The sequence below is a fragment of the Brevibacterium sp. LS14 genome (assembly GCF_012027885.1).
Lineage (GTDB): Bacteria > Actinomycetota > Actinomycetes > Actinomycetales > Brevibacteriaceae > Brevibacterium > Brevibacterium casei.
Window position 1 is genome coordinate 237,290 of sequence record NZ_SJXG01000060.1, and the last position, 19,035, is coordinate 256,324.

The 19,035-nt window shown below is 69.4% G+C and carries 18 protein-coding genes; all 18 read left to right on the forward strand.

From position 1 onward, the window contains the following. The first annotated feature begins 47 nt into the window (after nt 1–47). The 18 genes from alaS (at nt 48) to mihF (ending at nt 19,023) form a co-directional block, all read left to right on the forward strand. Nucleotides 48–2,702, forward strand: coding sequence for an alanine--tRNA ligase (alaS, locus tag EZE58_RS15540; RefSeq protein WP_009377143.1), 2,655 nt, complete (start codon nt 48–50; stop codon nt 2,700–2,702). Beyond that, nucleotides 2,699–3,169: a Holliday junction resolvase RuvX gene (gene ruvX / locus EZE58_RS15545; protein ID WP_009377144.1), complete on the forward strand. Its 471-nt coding sequence runs from the start codon at nt 2,699–2,701 to the stop codon at nt 3,167–3,169. Before alaS ends, ruvX begins: the two co-directional genes overlap by 4 nt. Further along, nucleotides 3,166–4,293: an endolytic transglycosylase MltG gene (mltG, locus tag EZE58_RS15550; RefSeq protein WP_009377145.1), complete on the forward strand. Its 1,128-nt coding sequence runs from the start codon at nt 3,166–3,168 to the stop codon at nt 4,291–4,293. The genes ruvX and mltG overlap by 4 nt, the downstream gene beginning before the upstream one ends. Continuing rightward, nucleotides 4,269–5,123, forward strand: a complete 855-nt coding sequence (locus EZE58_RS15555) for a shikimate dehydrogenase (RefSeq protein WP_167560886.1) — start codon at nt 4,269–4,271, stop codon at nt 5,121–5,123. Before mltG ends, EZE58_RS15555 begins: the two co-directional genes overlap by 25 nt. A 3-nt stretch (nt 5,124–5,126) precedes the next feature. Further along, nucleotides 5,127–5,882, forward strand: coding sequence for an A24 family peptidase (locus EZE58_RS17755; protein ID WP_144587538.1), 756 nt, complete (start codon nt 5,127–5,129; stop codon nt 5,880–5,882). Nucleotides 5,883–5,892: 10 nt separating this feature from the next. After that, on the forward strand, nt 5,893–7,086 hold the full coding sequence (gene aroC / locus EZE58_RS15565) for a chorismate synthase (protein ID WP_063250252.1): 1,194 nt from the start codon (nt 5,893–5,895) through the stop codon (nt 7,084–7,086). Then, nucleotides 7,083–7,706, forward strand: a complete 624-nt coding sequence (locus EZE58_RS15570) for a shikimate kinase (protein ID WP_009377149.1) — start codon at nt 7,083–7,085, stop codon at nt 7,704–7,706. Before aroC ends, EZE58_RS15570 begins: the two co-directional genes overlap by 4 nt. After that, entirely contained in the window at nt 7,703–8,815 is a 1,113-nt protein-coding gene (aroB, locus tag EZE58_RS15575) for a 3-dehydroquinate synthase (RefSeq protein WP_063250253.1), read from the forward strand. Before EZE58_RS15570 ends, aroB begins: the two co-directional genes overlap by 4 nt. 129 nt (nt 8,816–8,944) lie before the next feature. Continuing rightward, nucleotides 8,945–9,505, forward strand: coding sequence for an elongation factor P (gene efp, locus EZE58_RS15580; RefSeq protein WP_009377151.1), 561 nt, complete (start codon nt 8,945–8,947; stop codon nt 9,503–9,505). Beyond that, complete coding sequence (gene nusB / locus EZE58_RS15585; RefSeq protein WP_009377152.1) at nt 9,506–9,913, forward strand: transcription antitermination factor NusB; 408 nt, start codon at nt 9,506–9,508, stop codon at nt 9,911–9,913. Nucleotides 9,914–10,025: 112 nt separating this feature from the next. Beyond that, a complete protein-coding gene (gene pyrR / locus EZE58_RS15590) occupies nt 10,026–10,577 on the forward strand; it encodes a bifunctional pyr operon transcriptional regulator/uracil phosphoribosyltransferase PyrR (RefSeq protein ID WP_009377153.1) in 552 nt (183 codons plus the stop codon). After that, nucleotides 10,574–11,551: an aspartate carbamoyltransferase catalytic subunit gene (locus tag EZE58_RS15595; RefSeq protein ID WP_009377154.1), complete on the forward strand. Its 978-nt coding sequence runs from the start codon at nt 10,574–10,576 to the stop codon at nt 11,549–11,551. Before pyrR ends, EZE58_RS15595 begins: the two co-directional genes overlap by 4 nt. Beyond that, nucleotides 11,544–12,854 (forward strand): dihydroorotase, encoded by a 1,311-nt coding sequence (locus tag EZE58_RS15600; protein WP_009377155.1) that lies wholly within the window; start codon nt 11,544–11,546, stop codon nt 12,852–12,854. Before EZE58_RS15595 ends, EZE58_RS15600 begins: the two co-directional genes overlap by 8 nt. Then, nucleotides 12,839–13,333 carry a hypothetical protein gene (locus EZE58_RS15605; RefSeq protein WP_009377156.1) on the forward strand — a complete coding sequence of 165 codons (495 nt, stop codon included), beginning with the start codon at nt 12,839–12,841 and terminating at the stop codon, nt 13,331–13,333. Before EZE58_RS15600 ends, EZE58_RS15605 begins: the two co-directional genes overlap by 16 nt. Then, nucleotides 13,330–14,469, forward strand: a complete 1,140-nt coding sequence (gene carA, locus EZE58_RS15610) for a glutamine-hydrolyzing carbamoyl-phosphate synthase small subunit (protein WP_167560888.1) — start codon at nt 13,330–13,332, stop codon at nt 14,467–14,469. Before EZE58_RS15605 ends, carA begins: the two co-directional genes overlap by 4 nt. A 10-nt stretch (nt 14,470–14,479) precedes the next feature. Next, nucleotides 14,480–17,755, forward strand: a complete 3,276-nt coding sequence (gene carB, locus EZE58_RS15615; protein WP_167560889.1) for a carbamoyl-phosphate synthase large subunit — start codon at nt 14,480–14,482, stop codon at nt 17,753–17,755. Beyond that, a complete protein-coding gene (pyrF, locus tag EZE58_RS15620; RefSeq protein ID WP_100227420.1) occupies nt 17,755–18,615 on the forward strand; it encodes an orotidine-5'-phosphate decarboxylase in 861 nt (286 codons plus the stop codon). Before carB ends, pyrF begins: the two co-directional genes overlap by 1 nt. 96 nt (nt 18,616–18,711) lie before the next feature. Then, on the forward strand, nt 18,712–19,023 hold the full coding sequence (gene mihF, locus EZE58_RS15625) for an integration host factor, actinobacterial type (RefSeq protein ID WP_040341490.1): 312 nt from the start codon (nt 18,712–18,714) through the stop codon (nt 19,021–19,023). Nucleotides 19,024–19,035: the final 12 nt, after the last annotated feature.

Below are 19,035 nucleotides of genomic sequence, written 5' to 3' on the forward strand. Positions count from 1 at the left end.
ACGGGCGCGCAGCGCCCACCGCAGACGCACCATCTGAAAGGCCATGGATGAAGACGGCAGAGATCAAACAGCGCTGGCTCGACTACTTCGAGGCGAACGGACACGTGGTCGTGCCCTCGGCGTCGGTCATCAGCTCCGATCCCTCGATCCTCTTCAACATCGCGGGCATGGTCCAGTTCATCCCGTACCTCACCGGTCGCGAGCCTGCGCCGTTCCTCCGCGCCACGAGCGTCCAGAAGTGCGTGCGCACCGCCGACATCGAAGAGGTGGGCAAGACCACCCGCCACGGCACGTTCTTCCAGATGAACGGCAACTTCTCCTTCGGCGACTACTTCAAGCGCGAAGCCGTCCGCTACGCGTGGGGTCTGCTCACCTCCCCGACGGAGGAAGGCGGCCTCGGCTTCGACCCCGACCTGCTCTGGGCCACCGTCCACGAGGACGACCTCGAGACCATCGACCTCTGGCTCGAGGAGACCTCGATCCCGCGTGAGCGGATCCAGCTGCGCGGCAACGAGGACAACTTCTGGCACACCGGTCAGCCCGGACCCGGCGGCTACTGCTCCGAGATCTACTACGACCGCGGTCCCGCCTACGGCGCCGAGGGCGGACCGATCGCCGATGAGGATCGCTACATCGAGATCTGGAACCTCGTCTTCATGGAGTTCGAACTCTCCGAGGTCCGCTCCAAGGTCGACTTCGACATCGCCGGCGAGCTGCCCGCGAAGAACATCGACACCGGCATGGGCCTCGAACGCGTCGCCTTCCTCCTCCAGGACGTCGAGAACATGTACGAGATCGACGAGGTCTTCCCCGTCATCGCCGAGGCGAGTCGCCTCTCGGGCCGTGAGTACGGCGCCGACCACCACTCCGACGTGCAGATGCGCGTCGTTGCCGACCACGTCCGCTCGGCCCTGATGATCATCGGCGACGGCGTGCGCCCCGGCAACGAGGGACGCGGCTACATCCTCCGCCGCCTCATCCGCCGTGCCGTGCGCGCGATGCGCCTCCTCGGCGTCACCACCGAGGTCATGCCCTCGCTGCTGCCCGTGTCGATGAACGCGATGAAGCACTCGTACCCCGAGCTCGAGACCGATTTCGACCGGATCTCGCGCATCGCCTACGCCGAGGAGAAGGCCTTCCTGCGGACCCTCGAATCCGGCACCCAGCTCTTCGAGACCGCGTACGAGAAGCTCGAGGACTCGGACAAGACGATCTCCGGCGACGTCGCCTTCGCCCTCCACGACACCCACGGCTTCCCCATCGACCTCACCCTCGAGATGGCCGCCGAACACGGCGTCAACGTCGATGAGGCCGGATTCCGCGCGCTCATGGCCGAACAGCGCACCCGAGCGAAGGCCGATGCGAAGGCGAAGAAGGGCGGCGGACACACCGACCTCTCCGCCTACTCCGCCCTGCTCGAGGAGGGCCGAAGCGAGTTCGTCGGCTATGACGACCTCGAGGCCGATTCCCGGATCCGCGGCATCGTCGTCGACGGCGAGGCCCGCGAGGTGCTCACCACCGGACAGACCGGCGACCTCGTCCTCGACCTCACCCCGTTCTACGCCGAATCCGGTGGCCAGCGCGCCGACGTCGGCCTCATCAAGGGCGACGGCTTCACCGCCAAAGTCCTCGACGTGCAGAACCCGGTCAAGGGCCTCGCCGCCCACCGCATCGAGGTCATCGACGGCGAGATCCCCGTCGGCGCCGACGTCCTCGCCGAGGTCGACCACGAGCATCGCTTCCAGGGTTCCCAGGCGCATACGGCCACCCACCTCGTCCACGCGGCCCTGCGGGAGATCCTCGGCACCCACGCCGTCCAGGCCGGTTCGCTCAACCAGCCCGGATACATGCGCTTCGACTACTCCTACCCGGAGGCACCGAGCGCGCAGATGCGCGCCGAGATCGAGGACGTCGCCAACCTCGCCGTGCGCTCGAACTACGAGGTCGGCACCGAGTACATGCCCTTCGAGGACGCGAAGCGCTCGGGCGCGATGGCCCTCTTCGGGGAGAAGTATCCGAACATCGTCCGTGTCGTCGACATCGGCGGACCGTTCTCCCGCGAGCTCTGCGGCGGCACCCACGTCGGCGCCTCCGCGCAGGTCGGTCCGATCTCCGTCCTCTCCGAGGCCTCCGTCGGCTCCGGAGTGCGCCGCATCGAAGCCTCCGTGGGGATGGACGCGTTCCGCTCACTCGCTGCCGAACGCACGATCGTGTCCTCGCTCTCGGAGATGCTCAAGGTGCCCGGCACGGATGTCACCGACCGGGTCTCCGAGCTCATGGTCAGGCTCAAGGACGCGGAGAAGGAGATCTCCCGCCTCCGGTCCCAGCAGCTGCTCGCCCAGGCCGGACGGTTCCTCGAGACCGCCGAGACCGTCGGGAACACGCTCTTCGTCGTCGCCGACCTCGGCGAGGTCTCCAGCGGCGGGGACGTCCGCACGATCGTCACCGACCTGCGCGCCCGCGTCAGCGACCGGGTCGCCGTCGTCCTCGGCATCGGCGTGAGCGGCGGCAAGCCCGTCGTCGTCATCGCCACCACCGAGGCCGCCCGCGAGTCCGGAGCGCAGGCCGGCAAGCTCGTGTCGGCAGCGAGCTCCACCCTCGGCGGCGGAGGAGGCGGCAAGCCCGACCTCGCCCAGGGCGGCGGCAGCGACACCACGCAGATCCCGGCCGCGATCAGCGCGGTCAAGGCGGCCCTCACGTGACACTGCGGCGCGGCCGACGTCTCGGCCTCGACATCGGATCGGTGCGGATCGGGGTCGCGGCGTGCGATCCCGATGGGATCCTCGCGACCCCGCTCGCCGTCATCCGCCGGGCCGACGAGCCGGCGGCACTGCGGCAGCTGCGGGAGATCATCGCCGAGTACGAACCCATCGAGATCCTCGTCGGCGACCCGAAGTCCCTCGACGGCTCCGCCCGCGCCGCGGCCGCCGCCGCCCTCGACTTCGCCCGCCGGATCGACACCGACGTGCCGATCCGCCTCGTCGACGAGCGCTTCTCCACCGTCGAGGCGCACAGCTCGCTCGCAGCTGCGGGCAAGAGCTCACGGCAGCGCCGCGAGATCGTCGACGCACAGGCGGCCGTCATCATTCTGCAGAACGCGCTCGAGTCCGAACGCAACACGGGCAGGCCCGCCGGTCGGGAGCTGCCCGAACAGGAGAGTGAGCAATGAACCCGTTCCCCGGTGAGTTCTCGGACGACGAAGGGCTCTCACGCGCCGAGATCCGAGCGAAGAAGCGCCGGCGGATGATGCGCAAACGTCGCACCACCGTCATCGTCGCCGTCTGCGTCCTCGTCTTCGGCCTCGGCGGCTTCTTCGGCCTCCGCGCCGCCGGCGGTGTCGTCGACGACCTCTTCGGCGGGGGCGGCGACTACGAGGGCAATGGCACGACCGAGGTCACGCTCGAGATTCCGCCCGGCGCCTCGGCGCGGTCGGTGGCCAACCAGCTCGTCGAGGAGGGCGTCATCAAGGACTCCAAGCCCTTCCTCGAGGAGGTCGAGAGACGCGATCTCACGATCCAGGCGGGACCGGTCATCCTCCGTGAGCAGATGAGTTCGAAGGCCGCCGTCGACGCGTTCATCAACCCGATCAAACCCCCGAAGCTCACGATCGCCGAAGGACGCAAGATCGACCAGATCAAAGCGACGATGATCGAATCGGGGATGAAGGCCGAAGAGGTCGACAAGGCGATCGACGACAGGACTCCGAAGGACTACGGCCTCGACGTCGACGCGCCCAGCTTGGAGGGCTACCTCTATCCCGCGACCTACGACCTCGACAAGGCGAAGACGGCGGAGGACATCGTCTCCGAGATGGTCGCGAAGACGAAGCTCGAGCTCGAGACCGCGGGCATCGAGAACAAGGACGCCAACCGCATCCTCACCCTCGCCAGCCTCGTCGAGATCGAATCCCCGGGGGACGAGGAGACACGGAAGAAGGTCGCCCGGGTCTTCCTCAACCGCATCTCGGAGGACTCGAAGACCGGTCAGCTCCTTCAGTCCGATGCCACGGTCGCCTACATCCACGGCGCCCGCGCGGACCTGACGACGACGAAGGAGGAGCGGAACTCCGACAGCCCGTACAACACGTACAAGCGGAAGGGCCTGCCGCCCGGACCGATCAACTCGCCGAGCGCCGGGGCCGTCGACGCCGCACTCAACCCGGCGGACGGCAGCTGGCAGTTCTTCGTCGCGACGAATCCGGACACCGGTGAGACGAAGTTCGCCGACACCTACGCCGAGCACCAGAAGAACGTCGAGGAGTACCGGGCATGGCTGCGGGAGCAGGACGGGTGAGCCCGGTCGTCCGCGCCGCCGTGCTCGGGCGTCCGATCGCCCATTCGCTCTCCCCGGTCCTCCACCGTGCGGCGTTCGCGGCTCTCGGACTCGAGGACAGTGAGTACGGTCGCGCCGAGGTCGGAGACGAAGACCTCGCCGCCTTCCTCGACGCCCATCCGGCGGAGACGGGCTTCTCCCTGACGATGCCGCTCAAGGAGCGTCTCGTCGCCCTCGCCCGCGAACGCGGCTGGGACCTCGACGAGACCGCCGAGGCGACCGGCGTGGCCAACACGCTCGTGCGGTTCCCGAACGCGACGACCGTGGCGAACACCGACGTCGACGGCATCGTCGGAGCGATCCGCCTGCGCCCCGGGTCCGGGACCCGGGCGACGATCCTCGGTGCCGGAGCCACAGCGCGGTCGGCGCTGCTCGCCCTCGTGCGCCTCGGCATCACCGAGGTCGACCTCCTCGTCCGCAGCGCCTCCCGTGCCGCCGCCGCAGCCGAGCTCGGCACGCGCCTCGGGCTCGCCGTCGAGATCGGCGGTCTCGAGACGATCCGGTCCTCCGCCGTCGTCGTCTCCACCCTCCCCGCCGAGGCGGCCCCCACCCTGACGTGGGAACCGGGAAGCGGCGTCGCCCTCGACGTCGCCTACGCCGCCGAGTCCGCCGTCCTCACCGGGGCCTCCGCCCACGGGTACACCGCCGTGCCGGGCACCGCGATGCTCCTCGAACAGGCCGTCGCCCAGGCCGTGCTCTTCCTCACCGCAGCCGCAGGCACCCCACCGAGCCCGGCTCAGATCGAGGCGATCGCCGCATCGATGCACGCGGCCCTGCCCGAACGGGACTGAGCCGTGACGGTCGAGAGCGCAGTCCTGCTCGGCCTGAGCACGGCCGTCGCCGCGGGCACCGGACTCCTCCTCGTCGGCACTCCCGCCCGCTGGCTCGCCGACACCGCCGACGCCGAGACGGTCACCGGCTCGCGCGCCTTCCGTCCGGTCCTCCTCGTCCTCGCCGGCATCGTCATCGCCGGACTCGCCGCGTTCCTCGTCCCGGTGGGTCCCGACTGGACGGCGATCGCTCCCGGCAGCGGCACCGAGTTCGTCCCGCCCTCCCTGAGCACGCTCGACCTCGTGCTCATGGCCCTCGTCCTCGGGACCACCGCCGGTGCCACCCCGGTCCTCGTCGTCGCCGACCTCGTCGTCCGGCGCCTCCCCGACCGGATCATGTACCCGCTCATCGGGCTCTTCGTCCTCGCCTGCGGCCTCGGCATCGGTCTCGGCAGCTCGACGAGCTGGTGGTTCGGGCTCGTCGGAGCCGTGTGCGGGCTCCTCCTCTTCGGCGGACTCCACCTGCTCGGGCGTGCCCTGCACCGCCCGACGATGGGACTCGGCGACGTCAAGCTCGCCGTCGTCGTCGCCGGCGTCTCCTCCCTCATCTCCCCGTGGGCGCCCGCCCTCGTCCTCGTTGTCACAATGCTCGTCGCAGGGGCCTGGGCGATCGTCGCCGGCGCGCGTGCGGGCAGCCTGCACCAGACGACGATCGCGTTCGGTCCCGCGATGCTGACCGGATTGTGGGTCGGGTCGGTCTCGGCGAGGTTCGTTCTATAGAATCGGTGGAATGTTGAGATGGCTGACTGCAGGCGAATCCCACGGCGAAGCACTGATCGGGATCATTGAGGGGCTGCCCGCCCACATCCCGATCACCAGGGACGACATCCGCGTCAATCTCGCCAGGCGCCGACTCGGCTACGGGCGTGGCGCCCGCATGAAGTTCGAGGCCGACGAAGTGCGCATCCTCGGCGGCGTCCGCCATGCGAAGACCCTCGGCTCCCCGGTGGCGATCGAGGTCGGCAACACCGAATGGCCGAAATGGGAGACGGTGATGAGCGCCGACCCCATCGACGAGTCCGAGCTCGAGGGTCAGGCCCGCAGCGCCCCGCTCACCCGACCCCGGCCCGGCCACGCCGACATCGTCGGCATGCAGAAGTACGGCTTCGACGAGGCCCGGCCCGTCCTCGAACGCGCCTCGGCCCGCGAGACGGCGATGCGCGTGGCGCTGGGCACCGTGGCCGCGAAGTTCCTCGGCGAACTCGGCATCACGCTCGTCTCCCACACCGTGGCGATCGGCGGCGTCGAGGACTCCCGGGACGGTGCGCTGCCGCGGGCGAGCGATGTCGACGCCCTCGATGGGGATCCCGTCCGCAGCTTCGACCCCGCCCTCTCCACCCGGATGGTCGCCGAGATCGACGCGGCGAAGAAGGCCGGGGACACCCTCGGCGGCGTCGTCGAAGTCCTCGCCTACGACCTCCCGCCGGGACTCGGCTCCCACGTCCACTGGGACCGCCGCCTCGACTCGCGTCTGGCCGGCGCCCTCATGGGCGTCCAGGCGATCAAGGGCGTCGAGGTCGGCGACGGCTTCCTCACCGCCGCTCGCCCCGGCTCCGCCGCCCATGACGAGATCCTCGTCGCGGGCTCCGGCTACCGTCGCGCCTCCAACCGCGCCGGCGGGACGGAGGGCGGCATGTCCACCGGCGAGCCCCTGCGCGTGCGGGCAGCGATGAAGCCCATCGCCACGGTGCCCCGCGCCCTGTCGACCGTCGACGTCGCCACGGGAGAGCCCGCGAAGGCCAACCACCAGCGCTCCGATGTCTGTGCCGTCCCCGCCGCCGGCGTCGTCGCCGAGGCAATGGTCGCCCTTGTCCTCGCCGAGGCGGTCGTCGAGAAGTTCGGCGGCGACTCCGTGGCCGAGACGAAGCGGAACCTGGAGGGCTACCTCGCCGCCATTCCGGAGAACCTGCGCATCGGGCGATGAACGAGCATCCGCTTCCGAAACCGGTCCCACCCCTGGAGCCGGTCCCCGCCGCGCACTCGCGCATCGTGCTCACCGGACCCCCAGCCGCAGGGAAGTCGACGATCGGCCGCCTGCTCGCCGACCGTCTGGGGCTGCCGCTGACCGACACCGACGCGAACATCGTCGACCGCCACGGGGTCATCGCCGACATCTTCGTCACCCGCGGCGAGGACCACTTCCGAAGACTCGAACGCGAAGTCGTGCGCAAGGCGCTGCGCCGCCTCCTCGACCGCCCCGGAATCGTCTCGCTCGGCGGGGGAGCGATCCTCAACTCCGGGACCCGGGCGCAGCTGCTCCACCCGGCGATCAAGGTCGTCCACATCGACATCGACGTCGACACCGTCGCCCCCCGACTCAACGCCCCGCACCGGCCGCTGCTGCGCGGGTCGGGGTCCGCTGTCGAGAACTGGCTCGCGCTCGTGAGCGAGCGCGAACCCCTCTACGAACAGGTCGCGACCTTCCGCGTCCAGGCCTCGAACTCGCCGCCGTCGACCGTGGTCAACCGGATCGTCGACGTCCTCACCGGCCTGCAGCGCGCCGAGGAGTACGCGAAGTACCAACAGACGAAGGAGAACCCATGAGCGTGACCACCATCGACGTCGACGCAGGAGGCCGGTACCCGGTGCTCGTCGGACACGGACTCCTCGGGCAGCTGCCCGAACTGCTCGGCCCGCAGGCGGAGAAGGTCCTCGTCATCCATCCCCGCGCTCTGCGCACGACGGGCGAGACCGTCCGCGACGACCTCGCCGCCGCCGGACTCGACGCGATCGTTGCGGAGATCCCCGACGCCGAGGAGGCCAAGCACGTCCAGGTCGCCGCGTTCTGCTGGCAGGTCCTCGGACAGTCCGACTTCACCCGCACCGATGCCATCGTCACCGTCGGCGGGGGAGCGGTGAGCGACCTCGGCGGGTTCGTCGCCGCCACCTGGCTGCGCGGCATCCGCGTCATCCACATCCCGACCACGGTCCTCGGCATGGTCGACGCGGCCGTGGGAGGCAAGACCGGGATCAACACGGCCGAGGGCAAGAACCTCGTCGGTGCCTTCCACGCCCCCGCCGGTGTCCTCGCCGACCTCGACACCCTGCGCACCCTGCCGGAGAACGAGCTCTTCACCGGCCTCGCCGAGGTGGTCAAGGCAGGCTTCATCGCCGACCCTGCCATCCTCGACCTCATCCGCGACCACACCCGCGAGGAGATCGGCGACGTCGACGGACCCGTCCTCCGGGAGCTCATCGAACGGGCGATCGCCGTCAAGGCCGAAGTCGTCTCCGGCGACTTCACCGAGGCGGGCCGCCGTGAGATCCTCAACTACGGTCACACCCTCGCCCACGCGATCGAGCACAAGGAGCGCTACCAGTGGCGCCACGGGGCGGCCGTGTCCGTGGGCATGGTCTTCGCCGCCGAGGTCGCGGCCATGGTGAGGAACCTGCCCGCCGAGGTCGTCGACGAACACCGCGAGCTGCTCTCGAAGCTCGGTCTGCCCACCGGCTACCGGTCGGATGTCTGGCCGCAGCTGCTCGAGACGATGAGACGGGACAAGAAGACCCGGGGCTCGATGCTGCGGATGGTGCTCCTGTCCGAGATCGGCGCGCCCGCCACCGTCGAGATCCCCGACGTCTCACTCCTCCACACCGCCTACCAGGAGATCGGGGAGGAGTCCCCGCGGAAGCTCCTCGGTCCGACCCTGTGAGGCCCCGCACGCCCGCGGCTCGCGGTTTCACGAGCCCTGGGCGGGCTTGATAGAATCGTTCATTGGCAAAACTGCCTCACCCGTAGCGACCTCGTCGACGGGGACGATGATGTGAAGAAGGACGGATTAGTGGCGACAACCAACGACCTCAAGAACGGTCTCGTGCTCAACCTCGACAACCAGCTGTGGCAGGTGCTGGAGTTCCAGCACGTCAAGCCCGGCAAGGGTCCGGCCTTCGTCCGCACGAAGCTCAAGCACGTCATCTCCGGCAAGATCATCGACAAGACGTTCAACGCCGGCACCAAGGTCGAGACCGCCAACGTCGACCGCCGCGACATGCAGTACCTCTACCACGACGGATCCGACTACGTCTTCATGGACGCGAAGGACTACGACCAGGTCACCATCCCCTCGAGCCTCGTCGGCGACGCCGCGAACTACATGCTCGAGAACCAGGAGCTGCAGGTCTCCTTCCACGACGGGACACCGCTGTCGGTCGAACTGCCCGCCTCCGTCGAGCTGACGATCTCCCACACCGAGCCCGGCCTCCAGGGCGACCGCTCGACCGGCGGCTCGAAGCCGGCCACCCTCGAGACCGGATACGAGATCCAGGTCCCCCTCTTCCTCGAAGAGGGCACGAAGATCAAGGTCGACACCCGCACGGGTGACTACCTCGGCCGCGTCAAGTAAGTGTCGGCACGCAGCCGGGCCCGCCGCCGGGCCCTCGAACTCCTGTTCGAAGCCGGGCAGCGGGGACTCGACATCGACGAGGTCGTGGCCATGCGCTCGAACGACCCCGCCTATCCGATGAAGCCCTACGCCGTCGAGATCGTCGACGGCGTCAAGGCACGCCGGGAGGAGATCGACGAGATCATCTCCACCTATGCGCAGGGGTGGACGATCGATCGCATGCCCGCCGTCGACCGGGCCCTGCTCGAGATCGGCACGTGGGAGATCCTCTTCAACGACGACATCCCCGACGCCGCGGCGATCGACGAGGCCGTCTCCCTGGCCCGTCAGTTCTCCACGGACGACTCGCCCGGCTTCGTCTCGGGGCTGCTCTCGCGCATCCTCGACGTCAAACCGACGCTCACCTAGGTCCCTGGGTCCGGACTCCGGACCCAGCGGATCACCCCACCCGGGTCAGCGGTTAGACTTGGGCTGGACACGCTCCTTTAACCACCGTCCCGAGAGGCGGAGAAGGGCAGACATGACAGAGCGAACAGTGCTCGACGGCGCCGATGTGCGCAGGGCGACGACCCGCATCGCCCACGAGATCATCGAATCGAACAAGGGCACGGACGACCTCGTCCTCCTCGGCATCCCCCGACGGGGAGTGCCCCTGGCGAACCGCCTCGGCGGACTCATCGCCGACATCTCGGGAAGACCGGAGTCCGCGGATCGGCTCGTCGGCAGCCTCGACATCACGATGTACCGCGACGACCTCCGTTCGGGCGCCTACCGCGCCCCGGAGCCCACCCGCATCCCCGATGCGGGCATCGACGGACGCACCGTCGTCCTCGTCGACGATGTGCTCTTCTCCGGGCGGACGATCCGGGCCGCCCTCGACGCACTCTCCGACCTCGGCCGGCCCGCACGGGTCCGGCTCGCCGTCCTCGTCGACCGGGGCCACCGCGACCTGCCGATCCGCGCCGACCACGTCGGCAAGAACCTCCCGACCTCCTCGAGCGAGAGGGTGAATGTCTCGCTGACCGAGGTCGACGGCGAGGACGCAGTGACGATCTCGGGAGGCCGCGGATGAAGCACCTCCTCGACACCTCCTCGCTCTCCCGCGCCGACGCGATCGGTCTCCTCGACATCGCCGAGGAGATGACCCAGCTCAGCGCCCGCGAGGTGAAGAAGCTGCCCGTGCTGCGGGGGCGCACCGTCGTCAACCTCTTCTTCGAGGATTCCACCCGCACGCGGCTCTCCTTCGAAGCCGCCGCGAAGCGTCTGTCGGCCGATGTGCTCAACTTCTCCGCGAAGGGCTCATCGGTCTCGAAGGGCGAGAGCCTCCAGGACACCGTGCAGACGATCTCCGCGATGGGTGCGGATGCGATCGTCGTCCGCCACTCGGCTGCCGGAACCGCGCAGCGTCTCGCCGACACCGGCTGGATCGACGTCCCCGTCGTCAATGCCGGGGACGGCACCCACGAACACCCCACCCAGGCCCTCCTCGACGCCTTCACCCTCCGTCGGGCACTCGCCGGAGTCCCCGCCTCGGGCGCGGTCGCCGAGGGTCCCCGCGGGAAGGGCCTCGACGGTGCGAGCGTCGCCATCGTCGGCGACATCCTCCACTCCCGGGTGGCACGGTCGAACGTCCACCTCCTCGACCGCCTCGGCGCCGACGTCCACCTCGTCGCCCCGCCGACCCTGCTCCCGTGGGGTGCCGAGACGTGGCCGGTGACGATCCACTACGACCTCGACTCCGCCATCGGCGCGGTCGACTTCGACGCGGTGATGATGCTCCGCGTCCAGCACGAGCGGATGCACGAGTCGTTCTTCCCCAACGCCCGCGAGTACGCGCGGCTGTGGGGCCTGAGCGAAGCGCGACTGCAGCGCCTCGGCGACACCTTCATCATGCACCCCGGCCCGATGAACCGCGGGTTCGAGATCTCGGCGGCCGCCGCGGACTCGCCCCGCGCCCTCATCCTCGACCAGGTCGAGAACGGGGTGAGCGTGCGCATGGCGGTCCTCCACCGCCTGCTGACCGGTCAGGAGGAGACCATTGACTGACTATCTCATCTCCGGCGCCGACGTCCTCGGCCGCGGAATCGCCGACATCGCGATCTCCGAGGGCACGATCGTCGACCCCGAACTGCTCGGAGACGACCACGAGGTCGTCGACGCCACCGGGCTCATCGCCCTGCCCGGGTTCGTCGACATGCACACGCACCTGCGCGAGCCCGGCAAGGAGGACGCGGAGACCGTCCTCACCGGCTCCCGGTCGGCCGCAGCCGGCGGGTTCACGTGCGTGCACGCGATGGCGAACACCGCGCCGGTCGCCGACACCGCCGGCGTCGTCGAGCAGGTCCACCGGCTGGGCCGGACCGCCGGTTTTACCGAGGTCGTGCCCGTCGGCGCCGTGACGATCGGGCTGGAGGGCCGTCAGCTCGCCGAGCTCGGCGCCATGGCCCGCTCCGAGGCCAGGGTGCGGATGTTCTCCGACGACGGCATCTGCGTCTCCGACCCCCTCCTCATGCGCCGCGCCCTCGAATACGTCAAGACCTTCGACGGCGTCATCGCCCAGCACGCCCAGGAGCCCCGGCTCACCGAGGGTGCGCAGATGAACGAGGGCGTCGTCTCCGCCGAACTCGGCCTGCCCGGCTGGCCCGCGGTCGCCGAGGAGTCGATCATCGCCCGCGACGTCCTCCTCACCGAACATGTCGGCTCCCGCCTCCACGTCTGCCACGTGTCCACGGCCGGCAGCGTCGACATCATCCGCTGGGCGAAGTCGCGCGGGGTCCGGGTCACCGCCGAGGTCACCCCTCACCACCTCATGCTCACCGACGAACTCGTGCGCACCTTCGACCCCGTCTACAAGGTCAACCCGCCGCTGCGCACCGACCGCGACGTCCAGGCCCTGCGCGAGGCCCTGGCCGATGGGACGATCGACGTCGTCGGCACCGACCACGCCCCGCACACCGCCGAGCACAAATGCAGCGAATGGTCCGCGGCGGCCATGGGCATGGTCGGGATGGAGACGGCGCTGGCCGTCGTCGTCGAAGCGATGAAGGACTACGACTTCGACTTCGGCGACGTCGCCCGTGTGATTTCGCAGGCACCGGCGAGGATCACCGGCGCCACCGGCCACGGCAGCCTCGAGACCGGGGCGAGCGCGAACATCGTCCTCATCGACCCCGCCGCACCGCACACGATCACCCCGGCCGAGCATGCGACGAAGGGCCGGAACAACCCCTTCGCCGGGGTCGAGGTGAACACGAAGGTCACCGACACCTTCTTCTACGGCCACCGCGTGCTCGCCGACGGTGCGCTGAGCACACCCCACCCGGGAGGAGCATCATGGACCGAAGCGTGAGCGTCCTCATCATCGCAGGCATCTTCCTCCTCATCCTCCTCGCCCTCACATGGGGGTGGACGCGGCGCAAGCGCAGTCAGGAGGCGCTCACCGCGCCCGCCAAGCCCCACCTCGGCATCACCCCGATCGCCGATCCCGTCGAGGGCTCGTACGTCTCGACCACGCACGCGGGACACCCGCTCGAGCGGGTCGCCATCCACGGGCTCGGCATCCGCACCAGCGGTGAGCTCGTCGTCACCGACGGGGGAGTGATCCTCGACCTCGCCGGTCGTGAGGACTTCCTCATCCCGCGCGCCGACATCGTCTCCGTCGACACCACCTCGGGGATGATCGGCAAATTCGTCGAACGCGGCGGCATTGTGCGCATCACGTGGAGGCTCGGCGAGACGCTCGTCGACACCGGCTTCCGCGCCCGCTACTCCGCCGACACCGCGCCCACCGTCAACCGCATCAGAGAGATGATCGTAGAGGCACCATGAGACTGTCCACCACTCCCGCCGTCCTCGTGCTCGAAGACGGCCGCACGTTCACCGGGTCCGCCTACGGAGCCGTCGGGGAGACCGTCGGCGAAGCCGTCTTCGTCACCGCGATGTCCGGCTACCAGGAGACCCTGACCGACCCCTCCTACCACCGGCAGATCGTCATCCAGACGGCTCCGCACATCGGCAACACCGGCATCAACGCAGCCGATGACGAGTCCCGGCAGATCTGGGTGTCCGGCTACGTCGTCCGCGACGCCTCCCGGATCTCGTCGAACTGGCGCTCCGAGGGCGACCTCGAGACCCACCTCGCCGAGGCGGGGGTCGTGGGGATCAAGGACGTCGACACCCGTGCGCTCACCCGGCATCTGCGCGACAAGGGCGCGATGCGCATGGGCATCTTCTCCGGTCCCGCCGCCGAGGCGGACCCAGGGACGATGCTCGAGACCGTGCTCGCGACTCCGCCGATGGCCGGTTCCCAGCTCGCCGACGAGGTGAGCGTGAGCGAGCCCGAACTCGTGCCCGCCGTGGGGGAGGCGAAGTTCTCCGTCGCCGCCGTCGACCTCGGCATCAAGGCGATGACCCCGCAGCGCCTGGCAGAGCGCGGCATCGACGTCCACGTCGTGCCCGCCTCGGTGACGTTCGAGGAGATCCGCGCCCTCGGCGTCGACGGCGTCTTCTTCTCCAACGGACCCGGCGACCCCGCGACCGCCGACGAGCAGGTCGCGCTGCTGCGCGAGGTGCTGGGGGCTCGGATCCCCTTCTTCGGCATCTGCTTCGGCAACCAGCTGCTCGGCCGGGCACTCGGCTTCGGCACGTTCAAGCTGCCCTTCGGCCACCGCGGCATCAACGTCCCCGTCATCGACCGGACGACGGACAAGGTCGAGATCACCGCGCAGAACCACGGCTTCGCCGTCGACGCCCGCCTCGAGGGGGAGACCACTGCGCCTGCCGATCCCGACTTCGGCCGTGTCGTCGTCTCGCACGTGTGCCTCAACGACGATGTCGTCGAGGGACTCCAGTGCCTCGACATCCCCGCCTTCTCCGTCCAATTCCATCCCGAGGCCGCCGCGGGACCCCACGACTCGGACTACCTGTTCGACCGGTTCGTCGACCTCATGTCCTCCCGCGCCTAAGGAGCCGCCCATGCCACTTCGCAACGATCTCGACTCCGTCCTCGTCATCGGCTCCGGTCCCATCGTCATCGGGCAGGCCTGCGAGTTCGACTACTCCGGCACCCAGGCGTGCCGTGTGCTCAGGTCAGAGGGCCTGCGCGTCATCCTCATCAACTCCAACCCCGCGACGATCATGACCGACCCCGACGTCGCCGACGCCACCTACGTCGAGCCCATCGACCCCGACATCATCGAGTCGATCATCGCCAAGGAGCGCCCCGACGCGATCCTGCCGACCCTCGGCGGGCAGACCGCGCTCAACGCCGCGATCGCCCTCCACGAGGCGGGCACGCTGGAGAAGTACGGCGTCGAGCTCATCGGCGCCGACGTCGACGCGATCCAGCGCGGCGAGGACCGGCAGAAGTTCAAGCAGATCGTCGAGGACTGCGGCGCCGAGGTGGCCCGCTCCGTCATCTGCCACACCCTCGACGAGGCGATCGCCGGCGCCGAGGAGCTCGGCTACCCCCTCGTCGTCCGCCCCTCCTTCACGATGGGCGGACTCGGATCGGGCATGGCGTATGACGAGACCGATCTGCGCCGCATCGCCGGTGCCGGCCTCTCCGACTCCATCACCACCGAGGTCCTCCTCGAGGAGTCGATCCTCGGGTGGAAGGAGTACGAGCTCGAGCTCATGCGCGACCACAAGGACAACGTCGTCGTCGTGTGCTCGATCGAGAACGTCGACCCCGTCGGCGTCCACACCGGCGATTCGATCACCGTGGCCCCGTCGCTGACCCTGACCGACCGCGAATACCAGCGGATGCGCGACATCGGCATCGACGTCATCCGCGCAGTCGGCGTCGACACCGGCGGCTGCAACATCCAGTTCGCCGTCGATCCCGTCACCGGGCGCATCGTCGTCATCGAGATGAACCCGCGCGTCTCCCGGTCCTCGGCGCTGGCGTCGAAGGCGACCGGTTTCCCGATCGCGAAGATGGCCGCCAAACTCGCCGTCGGCTACTCCCTCGACGAGATCCCCAACGACATCACGCAGGTCACCCCGGCGAGCTTCGAACCCACCCTCGACTACGTCGTCGTCAAGATCCCGCGCTTCACGTTCGAGAAGTTCCCCGCCGCCGACCCGACCCTGACGACGACCATGAAGTCCGTCGGCGAGGTCATGGCGCTGGGCCGGAACTTCACGACCGCACTGCAGAAGGCGATGCGCTCGATGGAGCAGAAGGGCTCGTCGTTCTCCTGGGCGGACCTGCCGGACATCTCCGACGACGAGGTGCGCGAGGCCCTGCTCGAGGCGATCGGCCACCCCACCGCAGACCGCATCCACGCCGTCCAGCGCGGACTCGCGGCCGGCCTGACGAACGCCGAGGTCCATGAGGCGAGCGGCATCGACCCGTGGTTCCTCGACCAGATCGAACTCATCAACGAGGTCGCCGAGTTCATCGCCGGCGCCGACGAGCTCGACGCCGAGGTGCTGCGGATCGCGAAGAACCACGGCTTCTCCGACGAGCAGATCGCCCACCTGCGCAGCCTGAGCACCGACGTCGTCACCGGGGTCCGCCACGCCCTGCGGATCCGGCCCGTGTTCAAGACCGTCGATACGTGCGCCGGCGAGTTCGAGGCCCACACGCCCTACCACTACTCGAGCTACGACGAGGAGACCGAGGTCGAGCCGCGTGATCGCCCCGCCGTGCTCATCCTCGGTTCGGGCCCGAACCGGATCGGCCAGGGCATCGAGTTCGACTACTCGTGCGTCCACGCGACGATGGCCATCGGCGAGGCCGGCTTTGAGACCGTCATGGTCAACTGCAACCCCGAGACCGTCTCGACCGACTACGACACCGCCGACCGCCTCTACTTCGAACCGCTGACGTTCGAGGACGTCATGGAGGTCTACCACGCCGAACTCGCCGCCGGTCCCGTCCTCGGCGTCGTCTGCACCCTCGGCGGGCAGACCCCGCTGGGACTGGCCGACCGGCTCAAGGCAGCAGGCGTCCCCGTGCTCGGCACGCAGCCCGAGGCGATCGACCTCGCCGAGGATCGCGGCGAGTTCGGTGCCGTCCTCGCCCGGGCGGGTCTCACCGCCCCCAAGCACGGCACCGCGGTGACCGCCCACGAGGCGGCCGTCATCGCCGAGGAGATCGGCTATCCCGTGCTCGTGCGCCCCTCGTACGTCCTCGGCGGGCGCGGCATGCAGATCGTCTACGACCGCACCCAGCTGCTCGACTACATGGCCACCGCCACCGAGGTCTCCGTCGACCGGCCCGTCCTCGTCGACCGCTTCCTCGAGGACGCGATCGAGATCGACGTCGACGCCCTCTACGACGGTGAGGACATCTTCATCGGCGGCATCATGGAGCACATCGAGGAGGCCGGCATCCACTCGGGCGACTCCGCGTGCGTGCTGCCCTCGCTCACCCTCGGCGAGGACGTCCTCGAACGGGTGCGCACCGCCACCCGGGCGATCGCCGAAGGCGTGAGCGTGCGCGGACTGCTCAACATCCAGTTCGCCATCACCGCCGACGTCCTCTACGTCATCGAAGCCAACCCGCGCGCCTCGCGCACCGTCCCGTTCGTCTCGAAGGCGACGTCGACGCAGCTGGCGAAGGCCGCCGCGCTCATCGCCGTGGGGCGGACGATCGCCGATCTGCGCGGGACCCTGCTGCCGGAGACCGGTGACGGCTCGACGCTGCCGCTCGACCACCCGATCGCCGTCAAGGAGGCCGTGCTGCCGTTCCGTCGGTTCCGCACCGTCGAGGGCAAGGTCGTCGACTCCGTGCTCGGACCCGAGATGCGCTCGACCGGTGAGGTCATGGGCATCGACCACGACTTCCCGACAGCGTTCGCGAAGGGACAGCTCGGGGCCTCGATCAAGCTCCCCACCTCGGGCACCGTCTTCGTCTCCGTCGCCGACCGCGACAAGCGGGCCATGGTGCTGCCGGTCAAGGAGCTCGTCGACATGGGCTTCGACGTCGTCGCCACCACCGGCACCGCCGCGGTCCTCTCCCGCTACGGGATCGCGACCTCCCAGGTGCACAAGCACTTCGAGGCCGACGCCGAGGACCGCACGGTGCTCGACTACCTCGCAGCGGGCACGATCGACATGGTCATCAACGTCCCTGCCGGCCGGCAGGAACGCGCCGACGGCTACGAGATCCGCGCCGCCGCGACCGCGAACTCGGTGCCGCTGATCACGACGATCGCGGAGTTCGCAGCCGCCATCACCTCGCTCCACGCGGTGCGGGAGAAGACCTTCGGCGTGCGCAGCCTCCAGGACTGGAGCGCATGATGTTCGGCACGAGGCTCTCGGAGGCGATGGCCGCGCACGGACCCGTGTGCGTGGGCATCGACCCCCACGACCACCTCCTCGAGGCGTGGGGGCTGCCCCTGACCGCAGCCGGGGTGAGGGAGTTCGCCCTGCGCACCGTCACCGAGCTCGCCGGCACCGTGGCCGCGGTCAAACCGCAGTCGGCGTTCTTCGAGCGCTTCGGCTCCGCCGGGGTCGCAGCCCTCGAGGAGACGCTGGCCGCGTGCCGTGAGCGGGGGCTCATCACCATCCTCGACGTCAAACGCGGGGACATCGGCTCGACGATGGCCGGCTACGCCCAGGCCCATCTCGCACCCGACTCGCCGCTGTCCGCCGACGCCGTCACGGTCTCCCCGTACCTCGGCGTCGGCGCGCTCGGCGCCGCCTTCGACCTCGCGGCAGCCGACGACCGGGGCCTGTTCGTCCTCGCCCTCACCTCGAATCCCGAAGGCGCGAGCGTCCAGCACGCCCGGACGGGTCACCCGGTCGAGGGCTTCGGCGACTCCGTGGCCGGCAGCGTCGCCGCCGCCGTCGCCCAGGCCAATGCGCAGCTGACGCAGGGGGAGGGGCTGGGTCCCTACGGCCTCGTCGTCGGTGCGACGATCGGACGGGCAGCGTCCGAACTCGGCTTCGACCCGAGCGACTGCGGAGGTCCCATTCTCGCTCCCGGCGTCGGCGCCCAGGGTGCGGGCCGAGGCGAGCTCATCGCCGTCTTCGGGCGGGAGGCGCTGCGCCGTCGCCAGATCGTCGTCGCCGCCTCCCGGGCCGTGCTCGCAGCCGGACCGACAGGTCTGCGCGAGGCGGCGAAGGCGCTCAACGCGTCCCTGACCCTCGACGACTGAGGTTTTTCTTCTCCTCGCTGTGTCGGTCATGCGGGTTTGTGTTTTAGACTGAAGCAACTTCCCTACCTGCCCGTTCATGGTGACAGAGGAGATAATGTGGCACTCGAACCATTGACCCCGCAACAGCGTTCGGCCGCCCTTGACAAGGCATTCAAGGCTCGACAGGTGCGTGCCGAGGTGAAGGCGGCGCTCAAGAGCGGAGAGACGGATCTCGCGGCAGTGCTCCAGAAGGCGGGGAAGGACGAAGCGCTCGCGAAGATGCGCGTGCTCGACCTGCTGCGCTCCCTGCCCGGCGTCGGCGACAGGCGCGCCGAAGCGGCCATGGAGGAGGTCGGCATCGCCTCCTCGCGCCGCATCAAGGGACTCGGAGTGCACCAGAAGAACGCCCTGTTGGAGAAATACTCCTGAGTGTGACAACCT

What these genes read in the sequence shown, in the direction of transcription:
- carA (WP_167560888.1), top strand. Translation starts at nt 13,330, where the DNA reads ATGAGACTGTCCACCACTCCCGCCGTCCTCGTGCTCGAAGACGGCCGC.
- pyrR (WP_009377153.1), top strand. Translation starts at nt 10,026, where the DNA reads ATGACAGAGCGAACAGTGCTCGACGGCGCCGATGTGCGCAGGGCGACG.
- aroB (WP_063250253.1), top strand. Translation starts at nt 7,703, where the DNA reads ATGAGCGTGACCACCATCGACGTCGACGCAGGAGGCCGGTACCCGGTG.
- aroC (WP_063250252.1), top strand. Translation starts at nt 5,893, where the DNA reads ATGTTGAGATGGCTGACTGCAGGCGAATCCCACGGCGAAGCACTGATC.
- EZE58_RS15595 (WP_009377154.1), top strand. Translation starts at nt 10,574, where the DNA reads ATGAAGCACCTCCTCGACACCTCCTCGCTCTCCCGCGCCGACGCGATC.
- alaS (WP_009377143.1), top strand. Translation starts at nt 48, where the DNA reads ATGAAGACGGCAGAGATCAAACAGCGCTGGCTCGACTACTTCGAGGCG.
- EZE58_RS15605 (WP_009377156.1), top strand. Translation starts at nt 12,839, where the DNA reads ATGGACCGAAGCGTGAGCGTCCTCATCATCGCAGGCATCTTCCTCCTC.
- pyrF (WP_100227420.1), top strand. Translation starts at nt 17,755, where the DNA reads ATGTTCGGCACGAGGCTCTCGGAGGCGATGGCCGCGCACGGACCCGTG.
- mltG (WP_009377145.1), top strand. Translation starts at nt 3,166, where the DNA reads ATGAACCCGTTCCCCGGTGAGTTCTCGGACGACGAAGGGCTCTCACGC.
- EZE58_RS15570 (WP_009377149.1), top strand. Translation starts at nt 7,083, where the DNA reads ATGAACGAGCATCCGCTTCCGAAACCGGTCCCACCCCTGGAGCCGGTC.
- EZE58_RS15555 (WP_167560886.1), top strand. Translation starts at nt 4,269, where the DNA reads ATGGCTGCGGGAGCAGGACGGGTGAGCCCGGTCGTCCGCGCCGCCGTG.
- carB (WP_167560889.1), top strand. Translation starts at nt 14,480, where the DNA reads ATGCCACTTCGCAACGATCTCGACTCCGTCCTCGTCATCGGCTCCGGT.